This is a genomic window from Phycicoccus sp. DTK01, from assembly GCF_017312765.1.
GTDB lineage: Bacteria > Actinomycetota > Actinomycetes > Actinomycetales > Dermatophilaceae > Phycicoccus > Phycicoccus jejuensis.
Genome location: NZ_BOPU01000006.1, coordinates 156,084 through 172,514, shown reverse-complemented (window position 1 = coordinate 172,514; position 16,431 = coordinate 156,084). Strand labels below are relative to the sequence as shown.

Genomic DNA, 16,431 nt, shown 5'->3' with positions numbered 1-16,431 from the left:
CCGGTCCCTCACGTGGTCTCGTCGAAGAGGCGCCCGGCGGTGTCCCGGTCACGCCGTCCGCTGGCGGTGTAGGTGGAGCCGGCGCCGGCTCCGTGGAAGCGCGAGAGCGCCTCCTCGATGGCCTGCGCGCTCGAGGCGAGCAGCTCGCGGTTGGCGAGGGCCGCCTGGAGGAGCGCGGCGGTGGCCTCGCCCAGGGCGTGCCGGTGCTCGGCGAGCACCTGGTCCCAGGGCGCCGGCACGGCCTCGGCCAGCTCGCGCAGGCTGGCCTGCGGGGACAGGCCGAGGGCCTCGGTCAGGGGGAGGAGGTCGACCGAGCGCGCAAGCTCCGAGGAGCGGATCGTCGCGATCGTGTCGTCGACCTCGCGGGTCGAGCGGGCGAGCCAGCCGGAGCGCGCGGTCTCGACGAGGGCCCGCTGGACCTCGATGCGGTAGGCGAGCACGTCGAGCAGCTCGCGGGTGCGCCACAGCGACTCGGACAGGTCCGCGCAGGCGGCGGCGATGTCGGTCTGGCTGTCGGGCACGGTGTCCTCATCGGGTCGGGCGGGGCGGACTTGAGCGGCTCCGCGGCACGGATCCGGCTCTGGGTGCTCCAGCCAGTCTGCCACGCGCGCGCGCACGCGTGGCGCAGGCGCGGATCGGCACGACAACCGGCCGTTCGGACGACCCCCGGTGACCGGTCGGAGACGCCCCCGGTGGCCGAAGGGATCGAAGTCGGCCCCGGAGCCTTCTACGGCTGGCGACATGCCCGGACGTCCCTCGACAGTGGACCCATGACCACCACGGCCTCCCCTGCGGCCCCCCGTCACGACGTGGACGCGCTCTGCCGCGAGCACCTCCCGATCGTCACCTACGAGGTGCGCGCCCTCAGCGCCCGCCTCCCCTCCCACGTGGCGACCGACGACCTGACGTCGGCCGGCCTGTTCGCCCTCGCGTCGGCCGCCGAGTCGTTCGACGCGAGCCGGGGCGTGCCGTTCGGCCGCTACGCGGCGACCCGCATCAAGGGAGCCCTCCTCGACGAGCTGCGCTCGATGGACTGGGCGACGCGCTCGGTCCGCACCCGGGCCCGCGAGCTCGACGCCGTCCGGGGCGCGATGACCTCCGAGCTGGGCCGTGAGCCGGCGGAGCGCGAGCTCGCCGACCGCCTCGGCGTCGGGGTCGAGGCCGTGCGCCAGGTCTCCGAGGCCGTGCACCGCTCGGTCGTCGTCCGCCTCGACTCGCTCGTCGACGCCGGGGTCGCGGACGCCGCCCTGCCGCGCGACGAGCGCACTCCCGAGGACGTCGTGGTCCAGCGCGAGCGCGAGAGCTACCTCTCGGCCGCGGTCGCGGCGCTGCCCGAGCGGCTGCGCATCGTCGTCCAGGCCACGTTCTTCGAGGACCGGCTCCTCAAGGACGTCGCCGAGGAGCTCGGGGTCACCGAGTCCCGTGTCTCGCAGCTGCGCACGGAGGCCCTGGGGATGCTCCGCGACGGGATGCGCGCCACGCACGGCGAGGAGCGCCCCGCCGCCGCGGCCGCCGCGACGACCGCCGCCGCCCGCCGCCGCGCGGGCTACTACGCCGACATCGCCCAGCGCGCCTCCATGGCGCAGCGGGGCTCCCTCGCCGGCCGCCCGGCCGGCGTCCGGTTCGCGGGCTGACGCCCGCGCACCACCCCTGAACGGCCCCGGCGGAAAAAGTTCGCCGGGGCCCTCAAGTCCCTCACGGCGCCGCCGATGAGGGGTGTGCCGCCCCGACTGGGAGCGGCACGGATCGCCACGGACGGCGGTCCGAGACCCCATCCAAGGAGGAAACATCATGGGTCTGCAGGTCAACACCAACGTCGCCGCTCTGAACGCCTACCGGCACCTCAACTCCACCCAGAGCTCGATGAACACCAGCCTCGAGCGCCTGTCCTCGGGTCTGCGCATCAACCGCGCCGCGGACGACGCCGCCGGCCTGGCGATCAGCGAGAAGCTGCGCGCCCAGACCAACGGTCTCTCCCAGGCCACGTCCAACGCCCAGGACGCGATCTCCCTCGTCCAGACGGCTGAGGGTGCGCTCAACGAGACGCACTCGATCCTCCAGCGCATGCGCCAGCTGGCGGTCCAGTCGGGCAACGACACGAACACCGCGGACGACCGCACCGCCATCCAGAGCGAGGTGACCGCCCTCAACGACGAGCTCGACCGCATCGCCAACACCACCCAGTTCAACGGGCAGAACCTCCTCGACGGCACCGGTGGCACCGCCGGCACCTTCACGTTCCAGATCGGCGCCAACAGCGGCCAGACCGTCGACGTCGCGTTCGCGCAGGCCGACACGACGACCCTCGGCACCGACACCCTGGACGTGTCGACCTCGGCCGGCGCGGCGACCGCGCTCACCGCGATCGACGCCGCCATCAAGACCGTCTCGGGCAACCGGGCCGACCTCGGTGCGGTGCAGAACCGTCTGCAGCACACCATCAACAGCCTGAGCGTCGCGTCGGAGAACGCGGCCGCCGCCGAGTCGCGCATCCGTGACACCGACATGGCGAAGGAGATGAGCTCCTTCAGCCGGAGCCAGATCCTCTCCCAGGCCGGCGTCTCGATGCTCGCCCAGGCGAACAGCGCCCCGCAGTCCGTCCTCAAGCTCCTCGGCTGAGCCTGAGCACTGACTGACACCGTCGCCCGGGTCCGGCTCTCGCACGGACCCGGGCGAACGGTCAGCACCACCAGCGAGGAAGGAACAGGACCATGGCGGGAGTCGACGGGCTGATCTCCGGCCTCAACACGACGCAGATCATCAGCCAGCTGATGACCGTCGAGCGGCAGTCGGGCGCGGGCCTGACGAAGGGCAAGACCGCCAGCCAGACGATGGTCAGCGTCCTCCAGTCGCTCAACACGCAGATGCTGTCCCTGCGCGACGCCGCGAAGTTCTTCGTCCCGGACCCGCTCCTCAAGACCTCGGGCTGGACGACCACAACCTCCACCTCCTCCGCGCCGAGCGCCGTCTCCGTCGTCACCGACGGCACGGCCCTGCCGGGGACCACGACCTTCACGGTGTCGAGCGTCGCCTCCGCCGGGTCCGCGGTCTCGAAGGGGTCGGTCGCCTCGACCTCCACCGCCGTCACCGCCGGCCCGGTCGTCGCCGCGAAGGGCCTCGGAGCGCTCGGTGCCTCCGCCCTCCTCGCCGGCACGACGCTCGCGGCCGGGTCCCACACCGTCAAGGTGACCCAGGCCTCCGGTGGCGCCACCCTCTCCGGCGTCCCCCTCGGCTCGACCGTGACCATCGGCTCCGGCGCCCAGCTCGTCGTCGACCTCGGGTCCGGCCCCCAGAGCATCAGCATCGCCGCCGGCACCTACACCCCGTCGCAGCTCGCGGCCGAGGTGACCCGCGCGGCCGGCGGCGGCCTCACCGCGACCGCCGGCGACGACGGTGCGCTGCGCCTGGCCACCACCCGCGAGGGCAGCGCCGCCTCGCTCCAGGTCGTCTCCGCCGACCCCGCGCTCGGCCTCACCGACACGACCACGACCGCCCACGGCACCGACGGCGTCGTCGAGCTCGACGGCGTCGCGACGACGCTCAGCGACCTCGGCCCCGGCTCCACCGTCACGCTCGCCGGGGCGGGCACGGACTCCGTGCAGCTCTCGCTCGCGGGCGGCCTGCGGGCCGGCACCGCGACCCTCGCGGACCTCGGCCTGGCGGCGGGGTCGAACATCGCGCAGGTCGCCTCGGCCGCGACCTCCTCCTCGCTCGGCCTCTCCGGCACGACCATCAAGGTCGGCGACGCCGCCTACAAGCTCCAGCTCACCTCGTCGACCACCGGCGCCGCGTCCGACGTCATGGTCTCGGCCGGCGCGTTCGGGGCGAGCGGCCTCGGCGACCTCGTCGAGCTCCAGGCCCCGACCGACACGGTGCTGCGCGTCGGCACCGGCCCGGGCGCCTTCGACGTCCGCTCGGCGAGCAAGGACGTCACCGGGCTGCTGCCGGGGACGACCATCACCGCGACGAAGGCCGACCCGACGACGCCGGTCACCGTGACCGTCGCCGGTGACTCCTCCGGCATCGCCGACAAGATGCAGGCCCTCGTCGACGCGGCGAACGCCGCCATCTCGTTCATCGGCGCGCGCTCCGGCTTCAACGGCGACACGAAGACCGCCGGTGTGCTGCTGGGCAACTCGCTGACCCAGAACATCGTGCGCCGGGTCACCGACGCCGCGGTCGGCGGCTCCGCCTCGCAGCCCTCCGCCGCCGGCATCACCGTCGGGCGCGACGGCAAGATCGCCCTCGACAAGACGGCCTTCCTCGCCGCCTACGCCAAGGACCCGGCCAAGGTGACGGCCAACCTCACGAAGATGGCGTCGAGCATCGCCGACGTCGCCCAGCAGGCCGCCGACCCGCTCAAGGGCTCGATCACCAACGCGGTGAAGTCCGAGCAGGGCCGGATCCGCGACTACACGAACCAGATCGCGTCCTTCGAGACGCGGATGTCGCTGCGCGAGGACACCCTCAAGCGGCAGTACGCCGCCCTGGAGTCCCTCCTCGGGACCGTCAAGTCCCAGGGCGACTGGCTGACCGGCCAGCTGAAGACCCTCCCGACCAACTCGAGCTCGAACTGAGCCAGGAGACGACGACGTGACCACCACCGCCACCCTGCGCCGCCTCTACCAGAGCGACTCCGTGACGACGGCCTCCCCGAGCCGCCTCGTCGTCCTGCTCTTCGACCGGCTCGTCAAGGACCTTCACCTCGCGATGATCGCCATCGAGAAGCGCGACATCCAGGGTTCGCACCACGCCCTGCGGCACGCGCAGGACGTCGTCACCGAGCTCTCGACCTCGCTCGACCTCGAGATGTGGCCCGAGGGTCGCGGCCTGGCCGCCCTCTACGACTACGTCGTCGAGCGCCTCGTCCGGGCCAACGCGACGAAGTCCCACGAGCTCGTCGCCGAGGTGCTCGAGCTCGTCGAGCCGCTGCGCGAGGCCTTCACGACCGTCTCGGCCACCGCGGAGGCGTCGTGACCGTCGCCGACCTCTCCTGGGACGACGCGCTCGACGCGGTCGAGGGCGACCTCGCGCGCGCCGAGCACGCCGTGCGCTCGGGGGACCTCGTCGACCTCGCGGAGGTGCTCGGCCGCTCGCCGCGCGCCACCGGCCCGCTGCCGGAGCGCCTCGCCCCCCGCGCCACCGCCGCGCTCGAGCGCACGCGCGCGCTCGAGGCCGAGATCGGCGAGCGGATGGCCGCCACGGTCCGTGCCCTCGGTGCCGACGAGCGCCGCCCGCACACCACCCCCGTCCGGCAGACGCCGGCCTACGTCGACGCGAGGGCCTGAGATGTCCAGCGCCTCCTCCCTCGGCATGGGCCTGAGCGCCCTCCAGGCCGCCCAGCGCGGACTCGAGATCGCCGGCCAGAACATCAGCAACGTCAACACGCCCGGCTACACGCGCCAGCGCATCGACCAGGCCGCCGCGTCGAGCACCGACGTGCCGTCGATGTTCGGGCGCATCCCGGCGATCGGCGAGGGCGTCGTCGTGCTCGGCACGACCCGCATCCAGGACCAGCTCCTCGAGGTCCGTGCGCAGCAGACCCGCGGCGCCGCGACGGCGGCCACCCAGGTCGCCAACGGCTACTCCATGGTCGAGTCCGCCTTCGGCGAGCCGGGCGACACCGGGCTGCAGGCCGGCATGGCCGAGTTCTGGAGCACGTGGGGCGACCTCGCGACCGACCCGACGAGCAGCGCGGCCCGCACGAGCGTGCTCGAGGAGGGCGGCCGCCTCGCCTCCCAGTTCCGCGAGCTCGCCGGCCGGCTCTCGACCCAGTGGGGCGGCACCCGCGAGGCGCTCAACTCCTCGGTCGACCGCGTCAACCGGCTCGCCCAGGACGTGGGTGACCTCAACGACGCCATCCGCGCCTCGAAGGTCGCCGGCGTCAACACCTCCGAGCTCGAGGACCGCCGCGGCCAGCTCATCGGCCAGCTCGGCGACGTCGTCGGTGCCATCGCGCAGCCGATGGAGGACGGCACGATGACGCTGACGGTCGGCGGCTCGGTGCTGGTCTCCGGCGCGCACGTCAGCAGCCTCGCCGTGTCCGGCCCGTCCACCGGCCCCGGTGGCGCGAGCCCGGTCTCGGTCGTGTGGGCGGCCAGCGGCACCCCGGCCACGGTCGGCGCCGGCGAGATCGGTGGGATGCTCACGACGCTGGACAGCACGATCCCGACCGTCATGTCGCGCCTCGACGCCGTCGCCGCGTCGCTCGCGAGCACGGTCAACGCCCAGCAGGCCGCGGGCTACGACGCGACCGGCGCGGCCGGGGCCCCGTTCTTCGCCGGCACCTCCGCGGCGTCGCTGCGCCTCGCGCCGCTCACCGCGGCGGGGGTGGCGGCCTCCTCCGCGCCGCCGCCCGCCAGCGACGGCAAGAACGCCGACGGGATGTCGGCCCTCTCGGAGCTGCAGTCCGGCCCCGACGCCACCTACCGCGACCTCGTCGTCTCCATCGGCGTCCAGGTGCAGGGTGCCTCGCGGCGGGCCGACGTCCAGACGGCGCTCGCCGGCCAGGCCGAGTCGGCCCGGCTCGGGGTCTCCAGCGTGAGCGTCGACGAGGAGATGGTCTCGCTCATGGGCTTCCAGCACGCCTACGAGGCGGCCGCGCGCTTCATCAGCGCCGTCGACGAGACGCTCAACACGCTCATGCAGATGGCACGATGACCATGTCCGACGCCTCGCCCGTCCCCGGAGCACCGCGATGAACCGCGTCACGCCCAGCGCCACCCGCCAGCAGGTCGTCTCGTCGCTGCAGGCCAGCCTCGCGCGCCTGCAGGCGACCCAGGACCAGATCAGCTCGGGCAAGCGCCTCGGCAAGCCGTCGGACTCGCCGACCGACACCGCGACCGCGATGTCGCTGCGCTCCGAGAGCCTGCGCAACGAGCAGCTGCAGCGCGCGATGGACGACGGCGCCGGCTGGCTGGCCAGCGCGGACTCCGCCCTCATGCAGAGCGGCCCCCTGCTGCAGCGCGCGCGCCAGCTCGTGCTCGCGGGGACCAACGACACCAACAGCACCGACGAGCGCGCGGCGATGGCCGCCGAGCTCGACCAGCTGCGCTCGAGCCTGCTCGACGTCGCCAACACCCGCTACCTCGGCCGCGCGGTCTTCGCCGGCACGCAGGACACCGAGAACGCCTACGCGAGCAACGGGGCCTACCTCGGCAACACGACCGCGGTCGAGCGCCGCATCACGACGGGTCCGGACCGGCTGGAGGTCAGCATCGTGGGACCGCAGGCCTTCTCGACCCTCTTCGCCGACCCGAGCGACCCGGCCGGGGCCGGCATCCTGCAGCGGCTCTCCGACGCGCTGCGCAGCGGCGACAAGACGGCGATGGAGCAGGGCCTGAGCGACCTCGACGCCGCGAGCTCGACGCTGCGCACGAGCCAGAGCATCATCGGGTCGCGCACGACGCGGCTGGAGTCGGTCCGCAGCGTCAGCGAGACCGCGGCGACCCGCGCGTCGGTGCAGCTGTCGACCGTCGAGGGCATCGACCTCGCGAAGGCGCTGACCGACCTCAGCGTGCAGCAGACCGCCTACCAGGCGGCGCTCCAGGCGACGGCCAAGGTCGTCCAGCCGTCGATCCTCGACTTCCTGCGCTGACCCCGGCCCGGTGCACATTTCGGGGTGACCCCGAAAAGTGCGCGAGACAAGGGAACGGTTCCGGGGTCTCGTGGACATTTCGGGGTGACCCCGAAAAGGTGAGGCACCGGGAGGGGCTGCGCGCAAGCCGACCGGGGAGGTCCGGCCGAGCGTCGGAACGTGACTCGGCCGTTCGGCCACACCGCGGTTGGCGCCTCAAGTCGCCCGGGGGGACGCCGATGGGGCAGTCGGTCATGGATGGCCGTCAGCCGCCAGGGACGCGCGGCGTACCCGACGCACCACCGTTCGCGGATGGTGCGTGACGCCTCCAGGAGAACCATGATCGACCCCGTCGGCGACAGCACGTTCCGTGCTCTGGGCCGGGCGCTCACCGGTCTGTCGGTGCGCCAGCGCACGATCGCGGACAACATCGCGAACCTCCAGACCCCCGGGTACACCGCGCAGCGCGTCGACTTCGAGAGCAGCCTCGCCTCCGCGTGGGCCTCCGGCGGCGACACCGGCTCGTCCTCCATCCGCACGATGGCGTCCTCCGACCCCGCCGGCCTCAACGGCAACAACGTCAACCTCGACGAGGAGACCCTCGCCGCCACCGAGACCGGCCTGTCCTACCAGCTCGGCGTCCAGGCGATGACCGACCGCTTCCAGCGCCTGCGCAACGCGATCGGCGGTGCGTGATGGCCCTCTTCGGTGCGATGAACACCGCGGGCAGCGGTCTCCTGCTGCACCGCACCTGGCTCGACGCGATCTCCGACAACATCGCCAACGTCAACACCGTCCGTCCGACGAGCGAGAACGCCTTCCAGGCGCGCTACGTCGTCGCCCAGTCCCGGGGCAACGGCACGGGCGTCGACGTCGCCGGCATCCAGCTCTCCTCCGCGCAGGGCCGGCTCATCCACGACCCGAGCAACCCGATGGCCGACGCGCAGGGCTTCGTCCGCGCCCCCGACGTCGACCTCGGCGAGCAGATGACCCAGCTGATCATGTCGCAGCGCGGCTACCAGGCGAACCTCGCGACGGTCGAGCGCGCCCAGGCCGCCTACCAGCAGGCGATCGGGCTGGGCCGCTGATGAGCATCAGCCCGATCTCCTCGCTCGGCGCGCTGCCCCCCGTCGGGGCGACCCAGCGTGCCGCCGGCCCCCAGGCCGCCGGGTTCGGCGACGCCGTCACCCAGGGCCTCGAGAAGCTCGACCAGCTCCAGAAGGTCAGTGACACCAAGGCCGTCGAGGCCGTCACCGGCCAGCTGAGCGACGTCCACGACTACACGATCGCCGCCAACCAGGCCGCCGTCGCCACCCAGCTGACGGTCGCTGTCCGCAACAAGGCCGTCGAGGCCTTCACCGAGATCATGAGGATGCCCGTATGACCGGCCCGGACCCCAAGGCCCTCCTCGCGCGCGGCGGGAAGATGTTCTCCGACCTCACCTCCGGCCAGAAGATGGTCGCGCTCGTCGCGGTCCTCGGGGTGGCGATCGGTGGGTTCTTCTTCGTCCGCTGGGTCTCCACGCCGGCCTACGCGCCCCTGTTCACCGGCCTCAGCGCCTCGGACGCCGGCGCCGTCACCTCCGCGCTCACCGACGCGGGGACGCCCTACCAGCTCGCCGACGGCGGCCAGACCGTCCTCGTGCCGCAGGCGCAGGTCTACCAGCAGCGCATCTCGCTCGCGGGCCAGGGCCTGCCGGCGGGCGGCGGCGAGGGCGCGACCGGCTACTCGCTCCTGGACCAGCAGAGCATGACGAGCAGCGACTTCCAGCAGAAGGTCACCTACCAGCGCGCGCTCGAGGGCGAGCTGGCCAAGACCGTCCAGGCGCTCGACGGCGTGCAGTCGGCCGTCGTCCACCTCGCGGTCCCGCAGGAGGACGTCTTCACCTCCGACGCGACGAAGCCCACCGCCTCGGTCCTCGTCAAGACCGCCCCCGGCAAGACCCTCTCGACGGGCGCCGTCGACTCGATCGTCAACCTCGTCTCCGGCTCCGTGCCGAAGCTCGCCGCGGCCGACGTCACCGTCTCGGACGCGACCGGCCAGGTCCTCAGCGCCGGCGGCAACGGCACCGGCGCCGGGGGCAGCGACGCCCGCCAGACCCAGCAGCGCGCCGTCTCGGACGCCGCCGCCGCCAACCTCCAGTCGATGCTCGACAAGGTCGTCGGCCCGGGCAAGGCCGTCGTCCGCGTCGACGCCACCCTCAACTTCGACGCCCAGCAGACCGACCGCGAGACCTACATCCCGACCAAGCCGCAGACCACCACACAGCTGCAGACCTCCAAGGAGACCTACACCGGCACCGGCGCCCCCGCCGGCGGTGTGCTCGGCGGCACGACGACCACGGGAGCCGGTGGCACGGGGTCGTACTCGAAGACCGAGACCAGCCAGACCAACGCGCTCGGCACCCTCAAGGAGTCGGTCAAGAGCACCCCGGGCAAGGTCGAGCGGATGTCCGTCGCGGTCCTCCTGGACTCCGCCGCCTCGGCCTCGGTCAGCTCCAACGACATCACCCGCCTCGTCACCGCGGCCGCCGGCCTCGACCCCAAGCGCGGCGACCTCGTCGAGGTCACCTCGCTGCCCTTCGACACCTCCGCGGCCGCCGCCGCGCAGAAGGAGCTCGAGGCCGCCGCCGCGGACGCCAAGCAGCAGAACATGATCGACCTCGCCAAGACCGGCGGGCTCGCGCTCCTCGTCCTCCTGGCCCTCGTCTTCGGGTTCCTCCGCAGCCGCCGCCGCAAGGGCGACGCCGAGCCCGAGGAGATCGAGTACTACCGCGTGCCCGAGGGCCCGGCCCCCGCCGACGCCGTCCTCGAGATGGCCGAGGCCCGCGCCGCCCTGCCGATGCCCGCGGAGACCCAGCTCGTCACCGCCGGCTCCGGCGCCGTCGAGTCGATGGCCCGCGACAACCCCGACGACGTGGCCCGCCTGCTGCGCGGCTGGATCTCGGAGGGCGCAAAGTGACCGTCACCGCCCAGCCGATGAGCGGCATCCGCAAGGCGGCCCTGCTCCTCATCCAGCTCGGCCCGGACCAGTCGGCGCCGGTGCTGCGCTCGCTGCGCCCGGAGGAGATCGAGGCCCTCATGGCCGAGGTCGCCGCGATGGACGTCGCCGACGAGGACTCGCGCGAGGCCGTCCTCGCCGAGTTCCACGAGATGGTGCGGGTCAGCAAGCAGCGCACCCGCGGTGGCTTCGACATCGCCGAGGAGATGCTCGTCAAGGCCGAGCACGAGCAGTCGCGCGAGATCCTCGGGCGGCTCTCCACGGCCATCACGCACGCCCCGTTCGCGTCGCTGCGCACGGTCGACGGCGCCCTGCTGCGTCCTTTCCTCGAGGACGAGCACCCGCAGACCATCGCCCTCGTGCTCGGGCACCTCTCGAGCGAGCAGGCGGCCCTCGTCCTCTCCGGCCTGGCCGACGCGGTCCGCGCCGACGTCGCCCACCGCCTCGCGACGATGGACAAGACGAGCCCCGAGGTCGTCCGGGTCGTCGAGTCGCACCTCGTCCGCAGCCTCGCGACCCTCGGCGACGCCCGCGACCACGTGACCGTCGGCGGCCTCGACCCGCTCGTCGGCATCATGAACCGCTCGCAGCGCGAGACCGAGCGCGCCATCCTCCTCGGCATCGAGGAGCGCGACCCCACCCTCGCCGAGGACCTGCGCTCGAAGATGTTCGCGTTCACCGACATCGTCGACCTCGACGACCGGACGATCCAGCTCGTCCTGCGCCAGGTCGACGCCAAGGAGCTCGCGCTCGCCCTCAAGGGTGCGACGCCGGCGGTGCGGGACAAGGTGTTCCGCAACATGTCCGAGCGCTCCGCGGCCGCCCTCCAGGAAGAGGTCGAGGTGCTCGGCCCGGTCCGCACGGCCCAGGTCGAGGAGGCCCGCTCCGCCGTCGTCAAGGGCATCCGTGCCCTCGAGGAGGCCGGCGAGATCGTCATGTCCCGGGCGGGAGGCAGCGATGACCTCGTCCACTGACCTCCGCCCGACGACCCTCCTGCGCGGCGCGGACGAGCTGCGCCCGGCGAGCTTCGGCCGTCAGCTCGCGCCCGCCGGCGACCCCGCCGGCGTCGGCATCCCCGCCGAGTGGCTCGAGGGCCGCGAGGCCGGGATCGCCGCCGGCCGGCGCGAGGCCGCCGCCGAGCAGCTCGCCTGGCTGGAGCGCGCCGAGGCCGCCACCGCCGCCGAGCGCGCCGAGCAGGCCCGCCGCGTCACCGCGGCGCTCGCCGGCATCGGCCGCGCCGCCGAGGACGCCGTCGCCGGGCTCACCGTCCGTGACGTCCTCACCACCGCCGCGGCCCTCGCCGTCGACATCGCCGAGGCGCTCGTCGGCCACCACCTCGAGGTCGACGGCTGCGCTGCCCGCGACGCCGTCGCCCGGGCGCTCACCGAGGTGCCGCGCGGCGGCACCGTCCTCGTCCGCCTCAACCCGGACGACGCCGAGCTGCTCGCCGCCTCCGCCGAGGACCTCGGCGCTCTCGCCCCCACCTCCGTCCTCGAGCTCGTCGCCGACCCCGCCGTCGAGCGCGGCGGCTGCCTCGCCGACGTCGGCGACCGCACCGTCGACGCGCAGCTCTCCTCGGCCCTCACCCGCGTCCGCGAGGTGCTCGCGCGATGACGACCACCCTCCGCGACGAGCTCGTCGCCGCGGCCCGCCCCCGGGTCACCGGCCGGGTCACCCGCGCCATCGGCGTCGGCCTCGAGGTCAGCGGCCTCGACGTCGCCGTCGGCGAGGCCGTGCGCGTCGTGGGGGAGCGCGGCTCGATCCTCGCCGAGGTCGTCGCCCTCGACGACGGCACCGCCCGCTGCATGCCGGTCGGCGAGCTGCGCGGCGTCCGCGTCGGCGACCGCGTCGAGGCCACCGGCGGCCCGCTGCGCGTGCCGGTCGGCGACGGCCTCGTCGGCCGCGTCGTCAACGCGCTCGGCCAGCCGATCGACGGCGGCCCGGCGCTGACCGACGTCCAGTGGGTCGGCACCGACGGCACCCCGCCGCCGGCGATGACGCGCGAGCGCATCAACACCCAGCTCGGCCTCGGCATCCGCGCCTTCGACACGCTCATCCCGTGCGGCCGCGGCCAGCGCATGGGCATCTTCGCCGGCTCGGGCGTCGGCAAGTCGAGCCTGCTGTCGATGATCGTCCGCGGCACCGACGCCCCGGTCACGGTCCTCGCGCTCGTCGGCGAGCGCGGCCGCGAGGTGCGCGAGTTCGTCGAGCACGACCTCGGCCCCGAGGGCCTGGCCCGCGCCGTCGTCGTCGTGGCGACCTCCGACGAGCCGGCACTCGTGCGCCTGCACGCCGCGTTCACCGCGACCCGGATCGCCGAGTGGTTCCGCGACCAGGGTCGCGACGTCCTCCTCGCGATGGACAGCGTCACGCGCGTCGCGATGGCCCAGCGCGAGGTCGGCCTCGCCGCCGGGGAGCCCCCGACGACCCGCGGCTACCCGCCGTCGGTCTTCGGCATCCTGCCGCGGCTGCTCGAGCGCGCCGGCACCGCCGAGCGCGGCAGCATCACCGGCCTCTACACGGTGCTCGTCGAGGGCGACGACATGAACGACCCCGTCGCCGACGCCGTGCGCTCCATCCTCGACGGCCACGTCGTGCTCGACCGCCGCCTCGCGACCGCCGGCCACTACCCGTGCATCGACGTCCTCGAGTCGGTCTCGCGCGCCAACCGCGCCCTCACAGACCCGCAGCAGCGCGCCGCCGCCGACACCCTGCGCAGCCTCCTCGCCGCGCGCCGCGACGCCAAGGACCTCGTCGAGATCGGCGCCTACGTCGCCGGCACCAACCCGCTCGTCGACCGCGCCCTCGCGCAGAGCGGCGCCATCGACGCCTTCCTGCGCCAGGACCTCGACGACGTGACCGACGCCTGCGACAGCTGGGCCGCCCTCTCGAGCCTGGCGGGTGCGCTGTGAGCACCCGCACCGAGCGCCTGAAGACCGTGCTGCGCGTCCGCACCATCCAGGAGGAGCAGCGCCGCGGCGACCTCGCCCGCGCCGCCGCCGCGCAGGGGCGCGCCGCCGAGGCCGCCGCCGAGGCCGCGGCCCGCTACGGCGCGCGCGACGTCTGCGGCGTCGGCGTGCCGGTCGACCTCGCGACCTTCCTCGGGACGCGCGCCGCCGAGACCCGCCGGGCCGACGGCGTGGCCCACGCCGTCCGCGAGCAGGCCCTCGCCGAGGGCGAGACCGACCGCGCCCGCGCCCTGCTCACCGAGGCCCGCACGCGCACCTCGGGCCTCGAGCGGCTCGTCGAGCGCGCGGCCGAGGAGCAGCGCCTCGAGGTCCTCGCGGCCGACGAGCAGACCGCCGAGGAGTCGGTGCGCGGCCGCCGGACGGAGGACGAGGGATGAGCGTCGAGACCTCCGGCCCCGCCGCCGCCTTCGCCCGGATGGCCGCCATCCAGGGCGCGATCGCCTCCGTCTCCGGTGGCGCCCGCACCCAGACGGCGGCCGCCACCACCGGCGCGTCGTCCTTCGACTCCGTCTACGGCGCCGCGCTCGAGGGTGTCGAGGGCGGCACCGACCTCGGGACCAGCCTGTCCGCGGGTGGCTCCGACGTCGGCTCGCGCGCGGTGGCCGCGGCCAAGAAGTACCTCGGCGTCCCCTACGTCTGGGGCGGCACCACGCCGAAGGGCCTCGACTGCTCCGGCCTGGTCCAGCTGGCCTACCGCGAGGTCGGCGTCGAGCTCCCCCGGGTCGCGGCCGACCAGGCGCGCCAGGGCACGGCGGTCCCCGACCTGGCCCACGCGCAGCCCGGCGACCTGCTCGCCTTCAACTCCCCGGTCACGCACATCGCGATCTACGTCGGCGACGGCAAGATGATCGCCGCTCCCAAGCGCGGGGACGTCGTGAAGATCCAGGACGTCTACAAGACGCCGACGGCCATCCGCCGGATCGGCCCGACCGTCGCGGAGGGCGTCTCCGCCACCGGCCCCACCGCCGCCACCGGTGGTGTCGCGGCCCTCTCCGGCAGCGGTGCGCCCGCCGGCCTCCACCAGCTGTTCTCGGCCGCGACGGCGCGCTACGGCCTCCCGGCCGGCCTGCTCGACGCGGTCGCCAAGGCCGAGAGCGGGTACGACCCGCGGGCGGTCAGCGGCGCCGGCGCCCAGGGCCTCATGCAGCTGATGCCGGCGACCGCGCGCGGCCTCGGCGTCGACCCGTTCGACCCGGCCCAGGCCGTCGACGGCGCGGCCCGGATGCTCAAGCGCGACCTCTCGCGCTTCGGCCGGCTCGATTTCGCAGTCGCGGCCTACAACGCCGGGGCCGGTGCCGTGCAGCGCTACGGCGGCATCCCGCCGTACGCGGAGACCCAGCAGTACGTCCGCCGAGTTCTCGGCACCCTGGGGGTGAGCTGATGTCCCTCGTCGTCACGCCGACCGTCGCGCCCCAGCCGGGCACGTCGCGCCCCGGGCGGTCCGCCGCGTCCGACGACGGCTTCGCGGCCGTGCTCGCGGCCCGCTCCGGCTCCGCCTCCGACGAGGCGACGCCCGCGCGCACCGGCGACCGCGTCGACCCCGCCGACCCGCGCGAGCGGCGACCCGTCGAGGTGAAGCCGGCCCGCGCCCGCGGCGAGCGCGCCGCCGACCGCCCGTCCGCCCGCACCACCCCGGACGACGGGGGAGCGGACCGTCCGGTCGCCGCCGCCGCCGACACCACCGACACCGTCGACGTCGCCGCGACCCCTGCGGTCGACCCCACCGCCTCCGAGGTCACGGCGACGACGGCCGTGCCCGCCCCGACCGCGGGTGTCGTCCTCCCGGTCGTCGTCGGCGCCCCGGTTGCGGCCACCCCGGACCAGGCCACGGCCGACACCCCGGCGGCGACCGCCGTCGGTGCGGTGGACGGCGCCACGGTTCCATCCGCTGCCGCTGCCACCGCGCCGGTGGCCACCGGCGCCGCCCCGGCCGGCGCGTCCACGACGACCGCTGCCACGACGGTGCAGGACCCCACGAGCGACGGCACGGCGACCCACGGAACCACGACCGGGGGCACGACGACCTCCGGCGCGACCGTCCCGGCCACGGACGCCGCGGCCACCGCGGCCCCGGGTTCCGCGACCGCCACCACCGCGACCGCCACCACCGCGCCCGCCACCACCGCCACCGACGCGGCGGCCCCGACGAGCGCTCCCGCCACCACGCCCGCGACCCCGGCCCCGGCCGGCGCGCCCGCACCGGAGGGTGCCACCGGCGACGCCGCCTCGGCGCCGACGACCGGTGCCCCGACGACCGGTGCGAAGTCGGCCGACGCGCCCGCCCCGGCCGCGACCGACGTCCCCGCGCCCGCCCACGCCGCGGTGCACGAGGCCCTGACGACGGCCGCCGCGAGCACGGCCGACACCACCCCGGCGCCGACCGTGGTGGCTCCCGTCCTCGCGGCGCCGGCGCCCGTCACCGGCGCGACGGCCGCGGCGGCCACCCCGGCCGCCGCGCCCGTCCCGCAGCCGGCGCACACCCAGGTCCTCACCGCCGTCGGTCCGCTCCTCACGGGCGCCGACGGCAGCCACGAGCTGACCATCCGCCTCGACCCCGACGGCCTCGGCGCCGTGCACGTGCGCCTCTCGGTGAGCGGCGACGAGGTGCGGATGCACCTGACCGCCGCCGAGACCGGCACGCGGGACGCGCTGCGCGACGGCCTCACCGAGCTGAAGGCCCGCCTCGAGGAGTCCGGCCTGCGGGCCACGAGCCTCGACGTGGGCACCGGCAGCACCCCCGGCCGGAACGGCGCCGACGCGCAGGACCTGCGGCAGCCGCGCCCGAGCGGGCACGCGACCGTCCGCCACGGCCCGGCGCCGCCGCTCGTGGCTCCGACGCCGACACCCCTGCAGCACACCGACTCCCGACTCGACCTGAGGATGTGA

General features: G+C 74.7%; 18 protein-coding genes. 17 read left to right on the top strand and 1 reads right to left on the bottom strand.

Features of this window, described 5'->3' with window-relative positions; genetic code table 11:
• Positions 1–8: 8 nt before the first annotated feature.
• Positions 9–521 (bottom strand): flagellar export chaperone FlgN, encoded by a 513-nt coding sequence (gene flgN / locus J3473_RS14280; RefSeq protein WP_051750517.1) that lies wholly within the window; start codon positions 519–521, stop codon positions 9–11.
• A gap of 249 nt (positions 522–770) precedes the next feature.
• Between flgN and J3473_RS14275 the strand changes: the two genes are divergently transcribed.
• From J3473_RS14275 to J3473_RS14195, 17 genes are all read left to right on the top strand, one after another.
• Positions 771–1,634, top strand: coding sequence for a sigma-70 family RNA polymerase sigma factor (locus J3473_RS14275; RefSeq protein ID WP_207024434.1), 864 nt, complete (start codon positions 771–773; stop codon positions 1,632–1,634).
• A gap of 157 nt (positions 1,635–1,791) precedes the next feature.
• The gene (locus tag J3473_RS14270) at positions 1,792–2,619 is read left to right on the top strand and encodes a flagellin (RefSeq protein ID WP_207024431.1); all 828 of its coding nucleotides are present in this window, start codon (positions 1,792–1,794) and stop codon (positions 2,617–2,619) included.
• Positions 2,620–2,711: 92 nt separating this feature from the next.
• Positions 2,712–4,577 (top strand): flagellar filament capping protein FliD, encoded by a 1,866-nt coding sequence (fliD, locus tag J3473_RS14265; RefSeq protein WP_207024429.1) that lies wholly within the window; start codon positions 2,712–2,714, stop codon positions 4,575–4,577.
• A gap of 16 nt (positions 4,578–4,593) precedes the next feature.
• Positions 4,594–4,977 carry a flagellar export chaperone FliS gene (gene fliS / locus J3473_RS14260; RefSeq protein WP_030528526.1) on the top strand — a complete coding sequence of 128 codons (384 nt, stop codon included), beginning with the start codon at positions 4,594–4,596 and terminating at the stop codon, positions 4,975–4,977.
• Positions 4,974–5,288, top strand: a complete 315-nt coding sequence (locus tag J3473_RS14255) for a hypothetical protein (protein ID WP_207024426.1) — start codon at positions 4,974–4,976, stop codon at positions 5,286–5,288. Before fliS ends, J3473_RS14255 begins: the two co-directional genes overlap by 4 nt.
• A 1-nt stretch (position 5,289) precedes the next feature.
• Entirely contained in the window at positions 5,290–6,660 is a 1,371-nt protein-coding gene (gene flgK, locus J3473_RS14250; RefSeq protein WP_207024424.1) for a flagellar hook-associated protein FlgK, read from the top strand.
• A 37-nt stretch (positions 6,661–6,697) separates the two neighbouring features.
• On the top strand, positions 6,698–7,597 hold the full coding sequence (gene flgL / locus J3473_RS14245; protein ID WP_030528529.1) for a flagellar hook-associated protein FlgL: 900 nt from the start codon (positions 6,698–6,700) through the stop codon (positions 7,595–7,597).
• A 318-nt stretch (positions 7,598–7,915) separates the two neighbouring features.
• The gene (locus J3473_RS14240; protein ID WP_030528530.1) at positions 7,916–8,272 is read left to right on the top strand and encodes a flagellar basal body protein; all 357 of its coding nucleotides are present in this window, start codon (positions 7,916–7,918) and stop codon (positions 8,270–8,272) included.
• Complete coding sequence (locus tag J3473_RS14235) at positions 8,272–8,664, top strand: flagellar basal body rod protein FlgC (protein ID WP_030528531.1); 393 nt, start codon at positions 8,272–8,274, stop codon at positions 8,662–8,664. The genes J3473_RS14240 and J3473_RS14235 overlap by 1 nt, the downstream gene beginning before the upstream one ends.
• On the top strand, positions 8,664–8,960 hold the full coding sequence (gene fliE, locus J3473_RS14230; RefSeq protein WP_030528532.1) for a flagellar hook-basal body complex protein FliE: 297 nt from the start codon (positions 8,664–8,666) through the stop codon (positions 8,958–8,960). The genes J3473_RS14235 and fliE overlap by 1 nt, the downstream gene beginning before the upstream one ends.
• A complete protein-coding gene (gene fliF / locus J3473_RS14225; RefSeq protein WP_030528533.1) occupies positions 8,957–10,537 on the top strand; it encodes a flagellar basal-body MS-ring/collar protein FliF in 1,581 nt (526 codons plus the stop codon). The genes fliE and fliF overlap by 4 nt, the downstream gene beginning before the upstream one ends.
• Positions 10,534–11,550, top strand: a complete 1,017-nt coding sequence (fliG, locus tag J3473_RS14220; RefSeq protein ID WP_242525880.1) for a flagellar motor switch protein FliG — start codon at positions 10,534–10,536, stop codon at positions 11,548–11,550. The genes fliF and fliG overlap by 4 nt, the downstream gene beginning before the upstream one ends.
• Complete coding sequence (locus tag J3473_RS14215; protein WP_051750519.1) at positions 11,534–12,190, top strand: FliH/SctL family protein; 657 nt, start codon at positions 11,534–11,536, stop codon at positions 12,188–12,190. Before fliG ends, J3473_RS14215 begins: the two co-directional genes overlap by 17 nt.
• The gene (locus J3473_RS14210; RefSeq protein ID WP_207024422.1) at positions 12,187–13,488 is read left to right on the top strand and encodes a FliI/YscN family ATPase; all 1,302 of its coding nucleotides are present in this window, start codon (positions 12,187–12,189) and stop codon (positions 13,486–13,488) included. Before J3473_RS14215 ends, J3473_RS14210 begins: the two co-directional genes overlap by 4 nt.
• Positions 13,485–13,922 (top strand): hypothetical protein, encoded by a 438-nt coding sequence (locus J3473_RS14205; protein ID WP_030528537.1) that lies wholly within the window; start codon positions 13,485–13,487, stop codon positions 13,920–13,922. Before J3473_RS14210 ends, J3473_RS14205 begins: the two co-directional genes overlap by 4 nt.
• Complete coding sequence (locus J3473_RS14200) at positions 13,919–14,926, top strand: transglycosylase SLT domain-containing protein (RefSeq protein ID WP_207024420.1); 1,008 nt, start codon at positions 13,919–13,921, stop codon at positions 14,924–14,926. Before J3473_RS14205 ends, J3473_RS14200 begins: the two co-directional genes overlap by 4 nt.
• Complete coding sequence (locus tag J3473_RS14195; RefSeq protein ID WP_207024418.1) at positions 14,926–16,431, top strand: flagellar hook-length control protein FliK; 1,506 nt, start codon at positions 14,926–14,928, stop codon at positions 16,429–16,431. The genes J3473_RS14200 and J3473_RS14195 overlap by 1 nt, the downstream gene beginning before the upstream one ends.

Bases quoted from the DNA above. Each gene is read 5' to 3' on its own strand.
- J3473_RS14275 (WP_207024434.1), top strand. From the start codon at position 771: ATGACCACCACGGCCTCCCCTGCGGCCCCCCGTCACGACGTGGACGCG.
- J3473_RS14270 (WP_207024431.1), top strand. From the start codon at position 1,792: ATGGGTCTGCAGGTCAACACCAACGTCGCCGCTCTGAACGCCTACCGG.
- fliD (WP_207024429.1), top strand. From the start codon at position 2,712: ATGGCGGGAGTCGACGGGCTGATCTCCGGCCTCAACACGACGCAGATC.
- flgK (WP_207024424.1), top strand. From the start codon at position 5,290: ATGTCCAGCGCCTCCTCCCTCGGCATGGGCCTGAGCGCCCTCCAGGCC.
- flgL (WP_030528529.1), top strand. From the start codon at position 6,698: ATGAACCGCGTCACGCCCAGCGCCACCCGCCAGCAGGTCGTCTCGTCG.
- J3473_RS14240 (WP_030528530.1), top strand. From the start codon at position 7,916: ATGATCGACCCCGTCGGCGACAGCACGTTCCGTGCTCTGGGCCGGGCG.
- J3473_RS14235 (WP_030528531.1), top strand. From the start codon at position 8,272: ATGGCCCTCTTCGGTGCGATGAACACCGCGGGCAGCGGTCTCCTGCTG.
- fliE (WP_030528532.1), top strand. From the start codon at position 8,664: ATGAGCATCAGCCCGATCTCCTCGCTCGGCGCGCTGCCCCCCGTCGGG.
- fliF (WP_030528533.1), top strand. From the start codon at position 8,957: ATGACCGGCCCGGACCCCAAGGCCCTCCTCGCGCGCGGCGGGAAGATG.
- J3473_RS14215 (WP_051750519.1), top strand. From the start codon at position 11,534: ATGACCTCGTCCACTGACCTCCGCCCGACGACCCTCCTGCGCGGCGCG.
- J3473_RS14210 (WP_207024422.1), top strand. From the start codon at position 12,187: ATGACGACCACCCTCCGCGACGAGCTCGTCGCCGCGGCCCGCCCCCGG.
- J3473_RS14200 (WP_207024420.1), top strand. From the start codon at position 13,919: ATGAGCGTCGAGACCTCCGGCCCCGCCGCCGCCTTCGCCCGGATGGCC.
- J3473_RS14195 (WP_207024418.1), top strand. From the start codon at position 14,926: ATGTCCCTCGTCGTCACGCCGACCGTCGCGCCCCAGCCGGGCACGTCG.